Consider the following 17,518-nt stretch of genomic DNA (forward strand, 5'->3'; position numbering starts at 1 on the left):
TCAGCCGCCCATTGAGCGAGTTGAGGAGGTGCCTGTCGCACTACGCTGCATGCTGGTCTGCTTCGCCACAGATTCACCAAACCCGCCGCGGGTAATGGTGCTGGTCGTCGCAGGCTTCGGCGCCATCGCCGTTTTCGGTACGGTCACGGTGCGGCCTGGAGTCGCTGCGCCGTAGCCTTTGCCGCTGGCATCGGTATATTGACCGTAAGCCGGGCTGGCCGGGTTTTTCGAGCTAAACAGCGGCTGCTGCTGGTAGCCCGCACCGCCGCCCATCAGGCGACCCATCATGTAGCCTGCCATCAGCGGCATCCAGAAGCTGCCGCTGGACTGCGCCTGCGCCTGATTTTCAGGTGCGGTGCCTGCCTGAGCCGGTGCCTGCTGGCACTGGCCTTCACCAAACTCCGCCACGCAGTCTTCGCGTGAGGCATATTTCGGTGCGGTACGTTCCGCTTCTTTCAGCGCGCTGGTGTAAGCCGTTTTACATTCGGCGGCTTTGCCGGTTGCGGCGGAGCAGTCGTCTGCGTTTTGATACAGCGAAACCGTTTCGTCATTTTTCTCACAGCCTGCCAGCATAAAGACAGCCGTGACCGCCAGCGCAACAGGGGTGAGGTGACGCGCGTTCCAGCTCTTACGGAACGAAGCGTGATTTATAGATTTTGTCCGTTTCATCTTTGTCTTCCAGGACCCAGTGGTAATAACGCTCAGGATAGAGGATGAGTGGTTGAAAATGAAGCGAAGAGGGGCGGAATCAGGGGGATCTTTACGTTGGCTTACGTTCGGATGTGATTCAGATGCGCCCTCTCCCTGTGGGAGAGGGGCGGGGTGAGGGCATCAGGCCGCGGTGGGCCTGATGACACTCTTAGTTACGGAACGGATTATTGCCTTTGCTGGCGGATGTAGTGGTACGCGCAGCAGCCGGCTGTGCCGCAGGGGTGTTGCTGTTAGCGTTGAAGTTATCAACCGCGGCAACCTGCTCCGGGTTCTCCGGCGCAACGCTGTCCGGAGAGGTGGAGACCGGTTTGCCCAGCGCGCTGTTCAGCATCTGCAGATCCTGCTCGTTCAGCGTACCCAGAGCCTGTTTGATGTTCAGCTGGTTAATCAGGTACTGGTAACGCGCGCTTGAGAGCTGCTGTTTCGCGTTGTACAGCGTGGTGGTCGCGTCGAGCACGTCAACGATAGTACGTGTACCGACCGAGTAGCCCGCTTCCATCGCGTCCAGAGAGCTCTGTGCAGACACAACGGCCTGTTTATAGGCGTTGATGCTGCTGATCGAGGCGTTCACGTTGTTGAAGGAGGAACGCACGGTCTGCACCACGTTGCGATGCGCGCTTTCCAGCTGCTCGCTCGCGCCAACAAAGTTGTACTGCGCCTGTTTCACCTGAGAGTTGACCTGACCGCCCTGGTACAGCGGCAGGGAGAAGCTCAGGCCCACTTTGTTCTGACCCATATTGCTGTCGTCGTACTGGGACGTATTGGTTTTAGAGCCGCTATAGGTCGTATCAGAGACACCGGTAGACGCGCTCAGGCTCAGGGTTGGCAGATGGCCGTCCTGCGCCTGACGAATTTGCTCGCGGGCCAGGTCCTGGCTCAGACGCGCCTGCAGTAAACTCAGGTTGCGGTTTTCCGCCTCTTTCAGCAGGGCGTTAACGGCCTGCGGTTTATCCGTTTTAAAGCTGTCCACGTTCAGAGACGCCAGCTCTGGATAGTAATTCCCGGTGACCTGACGCAGGGATTCCAGCGCGTTGTCGAGGTTGTTACGCGCGGTCACTTCGTTAGCCAGCACGGTATCGTACTGTGAACGGGCGTTCTGCACGTCGGTGATCGCCACCAGGCCCACGTTGAAGCGCTGGGTGGTTTGATCTAACTGGCGGTAAATCGCCTGTTTCTGCGCTTCGGTGTAGGAGAGTGCGTCAATCGCGCTCAGCACGTTGAAATACGCCGTGGCAGTGTTCAGGATCAGCGTCTGCTGGTCGGTCTGATAGGTCACATCCTGGATACCCGCGCTCTTTTCCTGCAGGGTCAGGGCGCGCCATTTGGACATATCAAACAGCGTCTGTGTCAATTGCAGTGAGGCGCTGGTAGCATTGGAGTTTACGCCGTTAGCGTCGCGGAAACCGTTGCTGTAGGTATAATCTGCACCTAAACCTAACTGTGGCAGCAAGGGGCTACGCGCTTCGTTAATCTTTTCAAACGCAGCATCACGATCGGCCGCTGATTTACGTAAATCAGGGTTGCCCAGACGTGCCTGCTGGTAGACCTGTAACAGGTTTTCCGCCTGGCTCATTGCACTGAAGCCCGTCAGGCTCAGGCCGATAAGGATGGGGAGCAATTTCTTCATTTGCATTCCTTGTTGTGAAGCAGTATTAGCGCTGATCTAATTAAAAAATAATTGCCGATTCTAACAGAATCTTCCATACCAAAAGGTTGGCGTAACGTGCCATCTGGCGGTAATTTGCACCAATCTACCATATAGCCTTACAAACGGCAGCCAAACAGCCTTGAAATTCACAATTTCATCACCATTGCTACCAGGACTCGACTCATGCAAAAACCAGAAAAGTTGCCCGTGACATTCGCCAAAAACGATGTAGAAATTATTGCACGAGAAACGCTTTATAGCGGTTTTTTTTCAATGGATCTTTACCGTTTCAGGCATCGCCTGTTTAACGGGGAAATGAGCGGCGAAATCAGACGCGAAATTTTTGAGCGCGGGCATGCGGCAGTCTTGCTACCCTTTGACCCAGTGCGTGACGAAGTTGTGCTGGTGGAGCAGATCCGCATCGCCGCTTATGACGTCAGTGAGAGCCCGTGGCTGCTGGAGATGGTGGCCGGGATGATCGAAGAAGGTGAAACGGTTGAAGACGTCGCCCGACGCGAGGCGCTGGAAGAGGCCGGGCTGGTGGTGGGCCGTACAAAACCGGTGCTGAGCTATCTGGCAAGCCCGGGCGGAACCAGCGAGCGCTTGTCCATTATGGTGGGCGAAGTGGACGCCACGACGGCGGAAGGGATCCACGGTCTGGCAGATGAAAACGAAGATATTCGGGTTCATGTGGTGAGCCGGGAACAGGCTTATCAGTGGGTAGAAGAGGGGAAAATCGACAACGCAGCGTCTGTCATCGCCTTGCAATGGCTACAGCTGCATTATCAGACATTACGAAACGAGTGGAAAAAATGAAGCGCTATACACCTGACTTCCCAGAAATGATGCGCCTGTGCGAAACCAATTTCGCACAGTTGCGCCGCCTGCTGCCGCGAAACGACGCACCCGGCGAAACGGTAAGCTATCAGGTGAGCAACGCGCAGTATCGGTTAACGATAACAGAATCAACGCGCTACACTACGCTGGTGGAGATTGAGCAAACGGCACCCAGCATTAGCTACTGGAGCCTGCCGTCGATGACGGTGCGCCTCTATCACGACGCGATGGTCGCTGAAGTGTGTTCAAGCCAGCAGATCTTTCGCTTCAAGGCGCGGTATGATTACCCGAATAAAAAGTTGCATCAACGCGACGAAAAGCATCAAATTAACCAGTTTTTAGCCGACTGGCTAAGATATTGTTTAGCACATGGAGCAATGGCGATTCCGGTTTGTTAGCGTCATAAACCTACCTAAGGACACCATTTGGAAAGCCTGTTGAACCTGACTGTTGCTGGTGGGGCGCCAGTCAGGATATTACAAATCACCGATACCCACCTTTTTGCAGAAAAGCATGAGACGCTACTGGGGGTCAACACCTGGGAGAGTTATCAGGCGGTACTTAGCGCTATTCACGCTGAAAACCGTGCATGCGATCTGATTGTCGCAACGGGCGATCTGGCGCAGGATCAGTCCTCCGCGGCCTACCAGCATTTTGCTGAAGGCATCGCGAGCTTTAGCGTGCCTTGCGTCTGGCTGCCGGGAAACCATGACTTCCAGCCCGCCATGTACAGTTCTCTCCAGGATGCGGGGATTTCTCCGGCGAAATGTGTTTTTGCGGGTGAACAGTGGCAGATCCTGCTGCTCGATAGCCAGGTGTTCGGCGTCCCGCACGGTGAGTTAAGCGAGTTTCAGCTCGACTGGCTTGAGACCAAACTGGCTGCTGAACCTGAACGCCACACGCTGCTGTTGCTTCATCATCACCCTCTGCCGGCGGGCTGCAGCTGGCTCGATCAGCACAGCCTGCGCAACTCCGCGGCGCTGGACCGCGTGCTGGCGAAGTTCCCGCGGGTGAAAAATCTGCTGTGTGGGCATATTCACCAGGAACAGGATCTCGACTGGAACGGACGCCGCATGCTGGCGACGCCGTCGACCTGCGTTCAGTTTAAGCCGCACTGCGCCAACTTTACGCTGGATACCATCGCGCCGGGCTGGCGCTGGCTGGAACTGCATGCCGACGGCACGCTGACTACGGAAGTCTGCCGTTTGACCGGTGCAAAATTCCGCCCGGATACCGCTTCAGAAGGCTATTGATGTCTACGCTCCTTTATCTGCACGGATTCAACAGCTCGCCGCGCTCCGCAAAAGCGACACAGTTTCGCCAGTGGCTGAGCGAGCATCACCCCGACGTTGAGATGATTATCCCGCAGCTGCCGCCTTACCCGGCTGAGGCCGCGGAGATGCTGGAATCTATCGTGCTTGCGCACGGCGGCGAAACCTTCGGTGTGGTCGGTTCATCCCTGGGCGGGTATTACGCTACCTGGCTCTCACAATGCTTCATGCTGCCCGCCGTTGTGGTTAATCCGGCGGTTCGGCCATTTGAGCTGCTGAGGGACTTTCTTGGCGAAAACGAGAACCCCTACACCGGCCAGCAATATGTGCTAGAGTCACGCCATATTTACGATCTCAAAGTTATGCAGGTCGACCCGCTTGAGGCGCCGGATCTCATCTGGCTGCTGCAACAGACGGGTGATGAAGTGCTGGATTACCGCCAGGCAGTGGCGTATTACGCCTCCTGCCGCCAGACTATAGAAGAGGGCGGAAACCATGCTTTCACGGGCTTTGAGAATCATTTCACCCAGATTGTCGATTTTCTTGGACTGCACAGCCACTGACAATCAATGCGAATTGCTAGTTTAAATCATGACGCAAACCTATAACGCTGATGCCATTGAGGTCCTCACCGGGCTTGAGCCGGTTCGCCGCCGCCCGGGGATGTACACCGATACGACGCGCCCAAACCATCTGGGCCAGGAAGTTATTGATAACAGTGTGGACGAAGCGCTGGCGGGCCATGCCAAACGCGTCGACGTTATCCTGCACGCCGATCAGTCGCTGGAAGTCATCGACGACGGGCGCGGCATGCCGGTGGATATCCACCCGGAAGAGGGCGTGCCTGCCGTTGAGCTGATCCTCTGCCGTCTGCACGCGGGCGGTAAGTTCTCCAACAAGAACTACCAGTTCTCCGGTGGTCTGCACGGCGTGGGTATTTCCGTCGTGAACGCCCTGTCCAAACGCGTGGAAGTGAACGTCCGTCGCGACGGCCAGGTCTATAACATCGCGTTTGAAAACGGCGATAAGGTGCAGGATCTGCAGGTTGTCGGCACGTGCGGCAAACGCAACACCGGCACCAGCGTCCACTTCTGGCCTGACGAAAGCTTCTTCGATAGCCCGCGTTTTTCCGTTTCTCGCCTGACGCACCTGCTGAAAGCCAAAGCGGTGCTGTGTCCGGGCGTGGAAATCACCTTTACCGATCACGTTAACAATACCGCACAAACCTGGTGCTACGCCGACGGTCTGAACGACTACCTGTGCGAAGCGGTAAACGGCCTGCCGACGCTGCCGGAAAAACCGTTTGTCGGTAACTTTAGCGGCGATACCGAGGCCGTGGACTGGGCGCTGCTGTGGCTGCCGGAAGGCGGCGAGCTGCTGACGGAAAGCTACGTTAACCTGATCCCAACCATGCTCGGCGGTACGCACGTCAACGGCCTGCGTCAGGGGCTGCTGGACGCGATGCGTGAGTTCTGCGAATACCGCAATATCCTGCCGCGCGGCGTGAAGCTGTCGGCGGAAGATATCTGGGATCGCTGCGCCTACGTGCTCTCCGTGAAGATGCAGGATCCGCAGTTTGCCGGTCAGACCAAAGAGCGCCTGTCGTCACGTCAGTGCGCGGCGTTCGTCTCCGGCGTGGTGAAAGATGCGTTTACCCTGTGGCTGAACCAGAACGTTCAGGCGGCAGAGATGCTGGCCGAAATGGCGATTTCCAGCGCCCAGCGTCGTCTGCGCGCCGCGAAGAAAGTGGTGCGTAAAAAGCTGACCAGCGGCCCTGCGCTGCCGGGCAAGCTGGCGGACTGTACCGCGCAGGATCTCAACCGTACCGAACTGTTCCTCGTGGAAGGGGACTCGGCGGGCGGATCGGCCAAGCAGGCGCGCGATCGTGAATATCAGGCGATCATGCCGCTCAAGGGTAAGATCCTGAATACCTGGGAAGTCTCTTCTGATGAAGTGCTGGCCTCGCAGGAAGTCCACGATATTTCGGTGGCGATCGGTATCGATCCGGACAGCGACGATCTGAGCCAGCTGCGCTACGGCAAGATCTGTATCCTTGCGGATGCGGACTCCGACGGTCTGCACATCGCCACGCTGCTGTGCGCGCTGTTCGTAAAGCACTTCAAAACGCTGGTGAAAAACGGTCACGTCCACGTGGCGCTGCCGCCGCTGTACCGTATCGACCTCGGCAAAGAGGTTTACTACGCGCTGACGGAAGAAGAGAAAGCGGGCGTGCTGGAACAGCTGAAGCGCAAGAAGGGCAAACCGAACGTGCAGCGCTTTAAAGGGCTGGGCGAGATGAACCCGATGCAGCTTCGCGAAACGACGCTGGATCCGAACACGCGCCGTCTGGTGCAGCTGACGATCAGCGACGAAGACGAACAGCAAACCAACGCCATGATGGATATGCTCCTTGCCAAGAAACGTTCGGAAGACCGACGTAACTGGCTGCAGGAGAAAGGCGATATGGCGGATATTGAGGCCTGATGCTGAAAAAGCCCTGCGATGCAGGGCTTTTTTTTGCCCGGTGGCGCTGCGCTTACCGGGCCTACGATTGATCCCCTCGCGCCTTTGGGGAGAGGGTTAGGGTGAGGGGAACACCCCGCACTGACGTCAAAACTCCATCTTCACCGTAAACTGCACTTCGCGCGGATCGCCAATCTGGTTGCCCAGGTTGTTGGTCGCAATGGATGACGTGTAGTAGGTCTTATCAAACAGGTTTTTCACGTTCACCTGCAGCGTCACTGGATACTGCAGCTTCATCTTATACGCCGCAAACGCGTCCGCCACGAAATAGCCCGGCAGATAATAATCCGCACCGTTGGTTGCGGAACGACGGCTTACGCCGTGCCCGCCGCCGCCCAGCGTCAGGGTATTCCCGGCAAACGCATTGTGAATATCGTAGGTCAGGAACAGGGAGCCGGTATGGCGCGGCACGTTCGGCAGCGGTTTGCCCGCATAGTCCGGGTCTTCCAGCACCTTCGCGTCGGTATAGCCGTAGCTGGCGATAATGTTGGTGTTCTCGGTCAATGACCCGGCGAGATCCACCTCTACGCCCTGAGAGCGCACGCGGCCCGCGGTTTTGGCGACGGTTTCATCACCAATGCTTTCGGTGTACAGCACGTTGCGCTTGTGGATATCAAACAGCGCGATGTTGGCGGTAATGCCGTCGAACAGGTCAAACTTAGCGCCGATTTCATACGCGTTCGACGTTTCCGGCGGCAGGTCGCCGATGTAGCTCGCAATGGACGACTGCGGCATAAACGTCTGGGAATAGTTGGCAAACAGCGAGACCGCCGGGGTGAGCTTATAAACAAGACCCAGCTTTGGCGTCCACTGGTCGTCGCGGCTGTCGGTGTTCACGTTAAACGGACGGCCTTTCCCCGCGTACTGGGTGTAATACTGATAGCGCATTCCGGCGACGGCGATCCACTTATCGGTCAGGTACAGCGCGTCCTGCGCGTAGGCGGAGTAGCTCTCCTGCTTGATGGTTTGATCGCTGTCGGATGCCGAGACGGTGGTGCACTTGCCGAGGCTGCCGTAGCTCGGGTTGTAAATATTGAAATCCTTAACGTTCTTACAGCGGATCATGTCCGTACGCAGCAGATCGTAATTCTCATACGACACGCCGGTCAGGATCTCATTGTAAAAGCCCGCGATGTCCACGTTCCCCTGCAGATCCGCGCGCGTCGTGTGCATACGCTGGGTCGAGCCCTGGGTCGCATCCACGCGGCGGGTCAGGTTGCCGGTTTTTGAATCGTAGGCCATCACGCGGGCCTGGTTATCACTGTATTTATCCTGGCTGTAGCTGTAGTCAAACTTCGCGGTCCACTGGCCGTTGAGCCGATATTCTGCGTTGAGCTGAGCGAGATCGGACTGGCCGTCGGTCACGTTAAACGGTTCGTCGAAGCGGGTTTTGCGATCGACGTTGACGGCTTTCTTAGTGTTGAGATCGAAGATCGTTCCGCGATCGAACGGTGTTTTATAGTCGCGATGCGAATAGAGCACGGTCACGGTGGCGTCGTCGCCGAACCAGGTCAGCGACGGGGCAATAAAGGTGCTGCGTTCGGTTCCGAAACTACGCCAGTAATCCTCGTCCTGATATTCGCCCGTCAGGCGATACGCCAGGCGCGTGCCGTCAATCGGGCCGGTAACATCGATCTGTCCGGTGCCGCCGCCAAAGCTGGAAGAGGTGGCGGAGAGGGAACCGCCGAAGGTCTTCTCCGGGCGTTTGGTGACGACGTTAATCAGGCCGCCCGGATCGAGAATGCCATAGAGCGTTGAGGCCGGGCCTTTCAGCACCTCCACGCGCTCGGTTGCGGCATTGAAGCTGCGCGGCAGCACGGTGCGCAGGCCGTTGGTCATGATCGAGCCGTCGCGGTTCGCGCCAAATCCGCGGCGCACGAAGGCATCCTGCGTACCGCCCAGGGTGTTGGTCTGCACCACGTTGCTGACGTTATAGAGCGCTTCATCCAGCGTGGTGGCGTGCTGATCCTCCAGCACTTTGTCGCTGACGGTATTGACCACCTGCGGGATGTCCAGCATCGGCATGTTGGTTAACGTAGCGGTGGAGGTATTCAACGGCTGATAGCCATTCGTTGCCTCCGCCGTAGCATTTGGATCGGCGGTGACGGTAAGCGTTTCGCCGTCTTTAGCCGCGGTGTTATCTGCTGCCTGCACCAGCGGCGCCATAAACAGCAGTGAAAAGAGCGCGCGCCCTTTTACCCCAGAGAGTGAAGGTGTGAACGTAGCCATTACATCTGTTATCCCGAAATATCCCGCGAATGACGTTTCGCGGAAAAATGTGTGAGTCATTGCCCTTTACGGTCTGTCCGTTAGCCACGGCGTGCATCGGACATGTAATTGAGAATCATTCAATCATGCGCGAATGTAGTAGTAAATGGAAAAAAGCAAAAATCGACTACAACGTTTAGCCGGGCGTATAAGCGCAGCGGGATAATTGTTAACTAATTGAATTAAATGCTTTTGAAAATCTTTCCTTGTTCATTTCCCTTCAGGCTTACCCCTGGTTTTATCAGGGTATTTCTTCTCTTGACTACTACATGGCGCAGCGTCAAACTCTCAAAAGAGAATGATTTTTATTTATATTTGTTGCGCTTTTTTATTACGTTGGCATTCACGTGGCACACAACACAAAAAAACCGGGACTGGTTCTGGAGAACCTCTCTGCGGGCTATCAGAAAAAAATCATCGTTGATGATATCTCCCTTGCGATCCCACAGCAGAAAATGACGGTGCTGGTAGGGGCGAACGGCTGCGGAAAATCCACGCTGCTGAGCACCATTGCGCGTTTGCTTCAGCCGCTTGGCGGCGCGGCAGTTCTCGACGGCAAGGCGATCCACGAGCTGCCGACCAAAGCCGTCGCCCGCGAGCTGGGTATCCTGCCGCAGTCTCCGCTGCTCCCGGAAGGGTTAACCGTCTTTGAGCTGGTCTCGCGCGGGCGTTTTCCCTGGCAGAACTTTATGCGTCAGTGGAGCGACCAGGACGAGCTGGCGGTGGAAGAGGCCCTGCGCCTGACCGGCACGGCAGAGTTTGCCCATATGCCGGTGGAAAGCTTATCCGGAGGCCAGCGTCAGCGCTGCTGGATCGCCATGGCGCTGGCGCAGCAAACGCCGTATATCCTGCTTGACGAGCCCACGACGTTTCTCGATCTCCGCTATCAGGTGGAGATCCTGGAACTGCTGCACACCCTGACCCGCCAGCACGGGCGTACCGTGGTGGTGGTGCTGCACGATCTCAACTTTGCCGTGAACTACGGCGATTCGCTGGTCTTTTTACGCCAGGGAAAAGTTGAAGGCGTATTGCATGAGGGCGATGCCTGCACGCCGGAGCTGATCAAAGCGGTGTTTGATGTCGACGTGCATATGTCCATAAACCCGTTGACCGGCAAGCCGTTCTTTATGCCGTTTCGCCAGGGCACGGTTCAGCCATGATGCGCTCCTCTCTGGCCTTCCCGATCTTCGCATTGCTGCTGGCGCTGGGCGCTATTCTGCACCTGGGCATCGGCGCACGCTTCATCGCCCCGCAGACGGTGGTGGAGGCATTCTTCCATTTCGACCCGCGCAATTTCGACCATAGCGTCATTATCAAATTAAGACTGCTGCGCCTCTGCGCCGCGATGGTGACGGGCGCCGCGCTCGGCGTGGCGGGCGTGCTGCTGCAGTCCGTGATCCGCAACCCGCTCGGCGAGCCGCATATTCTGGGGCTCAACGCCGGGGCCGCGCTGGCGGTAGTGATTACCAGCGCGCTTGGGCTGTCGCTGCCGTTTGGTCGCCCGCTCGTTGCCGCCGCCGGTGCCGCCGCGCTGTTTTTGCTGGTGCTGATGTTTTCCTCGTCCGGCCGCACCGGGCTAACGCCGATGAAGGTCACGCTGTGCGGCGTGGCGATGTCGGCGTTTGCCTCGTCGATTACCGCCGCGGTGTTAATCCTCGATGAACAGACGCTGCTCGCCATGCGCACCTGGCTGGCAGGGGACCTGGCCGGGGTCAGCGTTCAGACGCTCCAGAGCGCCCTTTGGGCGGCGGCAGCCGGTTTTGTTCTCGCTATCGGACTGTCGCCCTCGCTCAACATGCTGGCGCTGGGAGACCGGATGGCGCAGGGGCTTGGCGTGTCGCTGCTGAAAACTCGCCTGCTCGCCCTGCTGGCCATCGCGCTGCTCTGCGGTGCGGCCGTCTCTGTCGCCGGGCCGATTGGCTTTATTGGCCTGGTCGTGCCGCAGCTCATTCGCCGTCTGGTGTCGGTCGATTTACGGGTGATGGTGCCGCTGTCTGCCCTGTGTGGCGCGCTGGTTCTGCTGCTGGCGGATATCGCCGCCCGCACGCTGTTTACGCCCTGGGAGCTGGCAACCGGCATTATGACGGCCCTGGTTGGCGCGCCCGTGTTCATCTTTATGGCATCGAGGATGTTCAAATGAACCGGGCGGGATTCCGCGCGATCCGAATTGGCCGTTTATCGGCGCTGGTTCGCCCGCGGGCGCTGGCGTGCCTGACCCTTTTAGCGCTGGTGGCGCTAAGCCTGCTGGGCTTTGGCCTGACGCACGGTTCACTGCCCATTCCCACCTCCGACATCGGGCGCGCGCTGTTTTCTCCTGAGAGCCTGACGGCGGAGACGCGCTACATCGTGATGGATATCCGCCTGCCGCGCCTGCTGATGGCGGTGCTGTGCGGGGCGATGCTCGGTATGGCGGGGGCGGCAATGCAGTCCATCACCCGCAATGGTCTGGCTGACCCCGGGCTTATCGGCGTGAAGGAGGGCTGTAGCGCGGCGGTACTGCTGCTGATTTTTCAGTTCCCGTCGCTGGGACTGGCCTGGCGTCCGCTGGTCGGTATGGCCGGCGGGCTGCTTACCGCGCTGCTGGTGATCGCCCTGGCGCGCGATATCTCGCGCCCGCGATTCATCCTGATCGGCATCGGCGTGTCATGGGCCTTTGCCGCGGCAATGGGCGTCTTTATCACCACCGCCGACGTGCGGGACGTGCAGACGGCGATGCTGTGGCTGGCGGGAAGCCTGCATGCGGCAAACTGGACGCTGGTGGGGTTAGCCGCGCTCTGGGCTGCTCCTGCGTTTGCGCTGCTGCTGTTTACCGCACGGGCAGCGGACGTGGCGTTGCTCGGCAATCAGGCCGCAGCGGGCCTTGGCGTGCGCACAACCCGGCTGGCGCTGCTGCGGGTTCTCGCCCCGGTGGTGCTGACGGCGGCCTGTGTCTCGTGCGTGGGCAGTATTGGTTTCGTGGGGCTAATTGCCCCGCATATGGCGCGCCTGCTGCTGCGCGGTGGGCAAACCGCGCTTCTGACGGGAAGCGCCGCGCTGGGCGCGCTGCTGGTACTGCTGGCGGATAACGTCGGACGTCTGGCTTTCCTCCCGCTGCAGCTGCCGGCGGGAATTGTGATTTCATTGATTGGCGGACCGTTTTTCCTGCTGCTGCTCTGGCAGCGTCGGGACAGATTTTAGGGGACTAGGATGCGCGTAGTATTTTCGATGCTGTTGCTGGTGGGGTTCGCGGTGGGTGCAGCGGAGCCGACGCAGACGTTTACTGACGATCTGAACCGAAAAGTGGTGGTGCCGGTTCATCCGAAACGGATTGTCTCTTTACACGATCTGGATATCACCATTCCGCTGATTGAGCTTGGCGTGCCGCCGGTGGCAAGCCATGGCCGCACGCGGCCGGACGGCAGCCACTTTCTGCGCTCCAGCGGCATGTTGACCGGCGTCGACTTCGATAATTCCGACATTAAGTTTATCGGCACGGCCGATATCGACATTGAAGCCATCGCCGCCGCAAAGCCTGACCTCATTATTACCGAGCCGACCCGCAACACTCCTGTGGAACAGCTGGCGAAAATTGCCCCGACGGTGAGCATCGATCATCTCGACGGCGGCGCGCCGGAGATCTACCGCAAGCTGGCTCAGCTGACGGGAACGCAGGCGCGGCTTAAGGTTCTGGAGCGGCGCTATCAGGAGCAGATTAAGGCGCTGAAGGCGACTATTGATACCAGCAAGGTGACCGTGTCGGTGATTCAGGCTAATCAGGGAAAAATTAACGCCATGCACAGCTACCACTCGCTGGGCCGCGTGCTGCGCGACGCCGGGTTCACCTTCCCGCCGCTGATTGAGAGCATCCCGGACGGAGGACGCATCGACGTCAGCGCCGAGCGCCTGCCGGAGCTGGATGCCGATTTCGTCTTCGCCACCTGGCGCGGGGATACGGGCGGTAAACCGCAGGACGAGATGGCGGCGATGGATGCGGTCATGCCCGGCTGGTGTCAGTTCCTGAATGCCTGCCGAACCGGGCACTACGTGCTGATCTCGCGTGAAGAGGCCATCTCGAATTCGTTCGCGTCTTTAGGGCTGATGGCCGCGCAGGTGCAGTCGCAGATTGCCGGGCGTCCGCTGCCGGAGGCGGCACGGTGATCCGCAAAGAGAAAGGGCGCGTGGATGTCTACGGCGACCGCTTTCGCGCGCGCGCGCATCAGCTGACGCCGCGTCTGCTGCAGGTTGCACGCTATATCCACGACAACCGCGAAGCGGTGATGGAACAGACCGCAATGGAGATTGCGGCGGGGTTGAAAACCTCAGATGCCACGGTGGTCCGCGCCATTCAGGCGCTGGGTTTCGCCGGGCTGCGCGATCTCAAGCAGACGCTGGAGCAGTGGTTTGGTCCGGTGGTCACCTCCAGCGAAAAGATGTCCACCACGGTGAATACGCTCGCCAGCGACGTCAACGCGAGCATTGATTTCGTGCTGGAAGGGCATCAGCACACCTGCGAGGTGTTATCCGAGCCGCACAACCGCTACGCGATGGCCCAGGCGGTCTCTCTGCTGGCGCAGGCGAGGCAGGTCGCCATATTTGGCATTGGCGCCTCCGGCATTCTGGCCGAGTACACCGCCAGGCTGTTCAGCCGCATGGGGTTACCCGCCACGCCGCTTAACCGTACCGGAATAGGGCTTGCCGAGCAGCTGATTGCGCTTCAGCGCGGCGACGTGCTGGTGATGATGGCGCAGAAATCCGCGCACCGCGAGGGGCAAACCACGCTGCGTGAAGCAAAACGTCTGGGCATTCCCACCATCCTGCTGACCAACGCCCTCGATTCGCGCTTCAGCAAGGAGGCCAGCGTGGTGATCCACGTTCCGCGCGGCGGCGAAAAGGGCAAAATCCCGCTCCACGGCACGGTGCTGCTGTGTCTGGAGATGATTATTTTATCCGTAGCCTCCACCGAGCCGCAGCGCACCATTAAGTCGATGAAGCGCATCAACGAGTTACACCGTGGGTTAAAACCGGGGAAGAAAAGCAGCTAAAACAAAGCCCGGTGGCGCTAGCGCTTACCGGGCCTGGATCTGTTCTCCCTCTCCCTGTGGGAGAGGGCTGGGGTGAGGGGAAACTTAAACCCCTTGCTCCAGAATACGGATGTGGGTTTCCAGCACGTCACCCTTCACCGCGTCGCTCCACGCTTTCATGTGCGCGGTCTGCAGGTGCGCTTCAAGGTGCGCGACGGTTTCCCACTGCTCAACCATGATGATTGAGTCTGGCGCGGTCGCCTGGAAGCTGGCGTCAGTGGCGGCATCCACCATCGGCGCGTAGCCGTGGCAGCCTTCTTCTTTCAGTACGGTCGGGATAATTTTCGCGAACTGATCCAGCACCGCCTGACGGTGATGTTGACCTGGACGAGTACGGATTTCTGCGATTACGGTAAGCATGTTTACTACTCCTTTAATTCCAGGCTACCAGTTAAGCAAAAATTTCCGCGAGATGCTTGCGATATTCTGCGATATAACTCGGGACGTCAGGCATTTTAATCACGTCGTTGACGATAAAGGTCGGCAGCGGATCCATGCCCAGGAACTGGTTAGCCTTGTGGAACGGCAGGTACGCGCCGTCAACGCCCACGCCTTCGAAGAACTGATCTTTATCGGTGAAGGCTTCCAGCGGGGCGTTCCAGGTCAGCGAGAGCATATATTTTTTGCCCTGAATCAGGCCGCCCGAGCCGTATTTTTTGGCGGCGTCAGAGCGGGTGCGGCCATCGCTGGCATACAGCGAACCGTGACCTTCGGTGAACACGTCGTCCATGTATTTTTTTACGGTCCACGGCGCGCCCATCCACCAGCCTGGCATCTGCCAGATCACCACGTCAGCCCACAGGAAGTTCTGCACTTCGGCCTTCACGTCATAATTGCTGTCCGCACGCACGACCTTAACATCATGCCCGGCGTCGCGCAGGAAACCGTCCGCGACCTCGGTCAGGGTGTCATTCAACTGGCCTTTAGAGTGCGCAAATTCTTTTGCACCATTGATAATCAGGATGTTGCTCATTATTTGTCCTCGATGATGAGAGTATGGCGAGTATTCTACGCGCGAGGACGGTGCTGTAAAATGAGCAAAATGTGCAAAGTCTTTTGCGTTAAACGCAATAATCCCTACCAGCTGACCTTTACTTCAAAACCGCCTTCAGGGGGATTGCTCAGCGAAACGCGCATCCCGTGCAGGGCGGCGACGCGTTTGACGATGGATAATCCCAGCCCGCTGCCCGTGGCATCCTGACCCGGCGGACGATAAAAGCGCTCGCCGATGCGCGCCAGCGCGTCTGGTGAAATGCCTGGGCCGTTGTCGCGCACGGTAAAGCTTCGCGCGTCCAGCGTCACGTTCACCACGCTGCCGCGCGGGCTGTAGCGAATCGCGTTATCCAGCAGGTTGCGCACCAGCAGGCTCAGGAGCAGCTGCTGGCCCGTGCGTGTAACCTCTGGTGCATGGATGTTCAGGCGAATATCCATGCCCGCCTGCTGCGCCGGATGATAAATATCCATCACCGCGGACTGCAGTAAGTCGGCCAGGGAAATCGGTTCGACATCGTCAAGGTTATCCAGCGAGTCCAGGCGCGACAGCGTGAGGAGCTGATCCACCAGCCGGGAAGCGCGGTCGATGCCTGCATGCAGCTGCGAAAGGGCTTTGGACTGCGCCTCGGGATCGTCCTGATACAGCTGCGCCACGTCAGTTTGCACCTTCAGGGCCGCCAGCGGGCTGCGCAGCTCGTGGGCGGCATCGGACGTAAAGCGGCGCTCGCGGGTCATCATCTCCTGGGTGCGCGCGAAGAGATGGTTCAGGGCGTCGAGCAGGGGGCGCACTTCCGTCGGGAGCCCCTCCGTCGGCAGGTTATCGGTGGCATCCGGCGAGCGGGAGCGCAGGGTCTGCGCCAGCTTTTTCAGCGGCTTCAGTTCACGGCTCAACAGCAGGATCAGCAACAGCAGCATTACAGGTAGCGCCACCAGCCACGGCGTAAGCTGCGAGCTGACCACGTCCAGCGCCATCTCCTGGCGGTACTCCCACTCCTGGCCGACCACCACGCGATATTTTCCGTCAGGTGAGGTCAGCCATAAAAAACGCCACTCGTCGTTGTCGCCCTGCAGCTGCCCGTTATCGAACCCGTCGCGGCGATAGTGGTACGGGATATCGCGCCCGTTTTCACCGTCGTTGAGGAGCATTTTGCCGTCGACGGCGTAAATGGCGAAAGCCAGCGCGTCGTCGTCCAGACGACCGTGCTTCACTTTTTTCGGGATCTCGCGCATGCGTTCGGGGGCGCGGATCTCGTCCAGATCCATCGTCAGCAGCCGTTTAGCAAACAGCATCTGCTGGGTATCGAACAGCTTGTCGAGCTTGTGGGTCGTCTGCTGCCAGGCGACGACACTGGCGGCAAACCAGGCCGTCAGAGACAGGAGTAAAAAGAGAAGCGTCAGGCGCAGCTTAAGGCTCAGGCGTTGCGTCAGCTTCATGCGTCACCCAGGGTATAGCCGATGCCGTGCACGGTGCGGATAAACTCGCTCCCGAGCTTGCGGCGCAAATGATGGACGTGAACCTCGATGGCGTTGCTGGAGACGTCGTCGTCCCAGGTATAAAGCTTTTCCTCGATCAGCTTTCGCGGCAGCACCCGACCTGCGTTACGCATTAACAGCTCCAGCAGCGCGAACTCTTTCGGCTTGAGCGTCAGCGGCTCACCGTCCAGCGTGGCGATGAGACGGGTCGGATCGAGCGTGACCCTCCCGTGACGCAGTTCGCTACGCGCCTGCCCGTGGCTGCGGCGGACCAGCGCTTCGAGGCGGGCACCGACTTCGATCAGCGCGAACGGCTTACAGAGATAATCATCCGCCCCAAGACGCAGCCCTTCGACGCGCTGGTTAAGCGCATCCCGCGCCGTCAGAATTAATACCGGCTCGCTGCGCCCGCTTTCGCGCCAGGCGCGCAGAATGTCCAGACCGTCAATTTCCGGCAGCGTCAGATCCAGCACCACGGCATCATAGGGCGCAGAGGAGAGCGCGGCCTGGCCGGTTTTACCGTCGGTAAACCAGTCCACGCTAAAGCCCATTTTGCTTAACCCCGCCTTGATACCGTCGCCGATTAACCTGTCGTCTTCTACCAGTAAAATGCGCATGTTCCCTCCTTGATGTAGTCAGTAAACCCTCTGTAAGCGCCTGCTGTACAGCAATAATAAATAAATTTCTCCCTTAAGAAGTTGTTAAGGATTACCCTGTTAAATGGACCGCGAAAC

General features: G+C 58.7%; 17 protein-coding genes. 10 read left to right on the forward strand and 7 right to left on the reverse strand.

Translation table 11 applies throughout. From position 1 onward, the window contains the following. Both P346_RS10515 and tolC read right to left on the reverse strand, forming a co-directional pair. On the reverse strand, positions 1-669 hold the full coding sequence (locus tag P346_RS10515) for a DUF1190 family protein (protein ID WP_023309204.1): 669 nt from the start codon (positions 667-669) through the stop codon (positions 1-3). Positions 670-859: 190 nt separating this feature from the next. Then, positions 860-2,338, reverse strand: coding sequence for an outer membrane channel protein TolC (gene tolC, locus P346_RS10510; RefSeq protein ID WP_032659905.1), 1,479 nt, complete (start codon positions 2,336-2,338; stop codon positions 860-862). A gap of 204 nt (positions 2,339-2,542) precedes the next feature. Between tolC and nudF the strand changes: the two genes are divergently transcribed. From nudF to parE, 5 genes are read left to right on the forward strand one after another with little or no spacing between them, the layout of a single operon-like run. Further along, positions 2,543-3,175: an ADP-ribose diphosphatase gene (gene nudF / locus P346_RS10505; protein ID WP_008502974.1), complete on the forward strand. Its 633-nt coding sequence runs from the start codon at positions 2,543-2,545 to the stop codon at positions 3,173-3,175. Further along, the gene (locus P346_RS10500; RefSeq protein ID WP_003862516.1) at positions 3,172-3,594 is read left to right on the forward strand and encodes a DUF1249 family protein; all 423 of its coding nucleotides are present in this window, start codon (positions 3,172-3,174) and stop codon (positions 3,592-3,594) included. The genes nudF and P346_RS10500 overlap by 4 nt, the downstream gene beginning before the upstream one ends. A gap of 27 nt (positions 3,595-3,621) precedes the next feature. Beyond that, a complete protein-coding gene (gene cpdA / locus P346_RS10495) occupies positions 3,622-4,449 on the forward strand; it encodes a 3',5'-cyclic-AMP phosphodiesterase (protein WP_024906493.1) in 828 nt (275 codons plus the stop codon). Continuing rightward, a complete protein-coding gene (gene yqiA / locus P346_RS10490; protein WP_008502976.1) occupies positions 4,449-5,030 on the forward strand; it encodes an esterase YqiA in 582 nt (193 codons plus the stop codon). Before cpdA ends, yqiA begins: the two co-directional genes overlap by 1 nt. Positions 5,031-5,058: 28 nt before the next feature. Then, entirely contained in the window at positions 5,059-6,951 is a 1,893-nt protein-coding gene (gene parE, locus P346_RS10485) for a DNA topoisomerase IV subunit B (RefSeq protein ID WP_029740698.1), read from the forward strand. 126 nt (positions 6,952-7,077) lie between these two features. Here parE and P346_RS10480 read toward each other — a convergent pair whose 3' ends face one another. After that, a complete protein-coding gene (locus tag P346_RS10480) occupies positions 7,078-9,219 on the reverse strand; it encodes a TonB-dependent siderophore receptor (protein WP_032659907.1) in 2,142 nt (713 codons plus the stop codon). Positions 9,220-9,605: 386 nt separating this feature from the next. Here P346_RS10480 and P346_RS10475 point away from each other — a divergent pair, with 386 nt between their 5' ends. Genes P346_RS10475 through P346_RS10455 form a run of 5 tightly spaced genes read left to right on the forward strand, consistent with a single transcriptional unit; the run spans position 9,606 to position 14,279 of the window. Further along, positions 9,606-10,418, forward strand: a complete 813-nt coding sequence (locus P346_RS10475) for an ABC transporter ATP-binding protein (RefSeq protein ID WP_032659908.1) — start codon at positions 9,606-9,608, stop codon at positions 10,416-10,418. Continuing rightward, the gene (locus tag P346_RS10470) at positions 10,415-11,398 is read left to right on the forward strand and encodes a FecCD family ABC transporter permease (RefSeq protein ID WP_032659909.1); all 984 of its coding nucleotides are present in this window, start codon (positions 10,415-10,417) and stop codon (positions 11,396-11,398) included. Before P346_RS10475 ends, P346_RS10470 begins: the two co-directional genes overlap by 4 nt. Next, a complete protein-coding gene (locus tag P346_RS10465; protein WP_032659910.1) occupies positions 11,395-12,435 on the forward strand; it encodes a FecCD family ABC transporter permease in 1,041 nt (346 codons plus the stop codon). The genes P346_RS10470 and P346_RS10465 overlap by 4 nt, the downstream gene beginning before the upstream one ends. A gap of 9 nt (positions 12,436-12,444) precedes the next feature. Then, a complete protein-coding gene (locus P346_RS10460; protein ID WP_032659911.1) occupies positions 12,445-13,395 on the forward strand; it encodes an iron-siderophore ABC transporter substrate-binding protein in 951 nt (316 codons plus the stop codon). Then, positions 13,392-14,279, forward strand: coding sequence for a MurR/RpiR family transcriptional regulator (locus P346_RS10455; protein ID WP_032659930.1), 888 nt, complete (start codon positions 13,392-13,394; stop codon positions 14,277-14,279). Before P346_RS10460 ends, P346_RS10455 begins: the two co-directional genes overlap by 4 nt. A gap of 84 nt (positions 14,280-14,363) precedes the next feature. Here P346_RS10455 and P346_RS10450 read toward each other — a convergent pair whose 3' ends face one another. The 4 genes from P346_RS10450 to qseB all read right to left on the reverse strand — a co-directional run bounded on the left by P346_RS10450 (position 14,364) and on the right by qseB (position 17,401). Further along, positions 14,364-14,678, reverse strand: coding sequence for a putative quinol monooxygenase (locus tag P346_RS10450; RefSeq protein WP_008502984.1), 315 nt, complete (start codon positions 14,676-14,678; stop codon positions 14,364-14,366). 31 nt (positions 14,679-14,709) lie between these two features. Next, positions 14,710-15,291: an NAD(P)H-dependent oxidoreductase gene (locus P346_RS10445; RefSeq protein WP_032659932.1), complete on the reverse strand. Its 582-nt coding sequence runs from the start codon at positions 15,289-15,291 to the stop codon at positions 14,710-14,712. Between the two features lie 104 nt (positions 15,292-15,395). Continuing rightward, on the reverse strand, positions 15,396-16,745 hold the full coding sequence (gene qseC / locus P346_RS10440; protein ID WP_032659934.1) for a quorum sensing histidine kinase QseC: 1,350 nt from the start codon (positions 16,743-16,745) through the stop codon (positions 15,396-15,398). After that, the gene (qseB, locus tag P346_RS10435) at positions 16,742-17,401 is read right to left on the reverse strand and encodes a quorum sensing response regulator transcription factor QseB (protein ID WP_032659937.1); all 660 of its coding nucleotides are present in this window, start codon (positions 17,399-17,401) and stop codon (positions 16,742-16,744) included. The genes qseC and qseB overlap by 4 nt, the downstream gene beginning before the upstream one ends. Positions 17,402-17,518: the final 117 nt, after the last annotated feature.

The organism is Enterobacter sp. DC1, assembly GCF_000568075.1.
In the GTDB taxonomy this organism is placed as follows: domain Bacteria; phylum Pseudomonadota; class Gammaproteobacteria; order Enterobacterales; family Enterobacteriaceae; genus Enterobacter; species Enterobacter asburiae.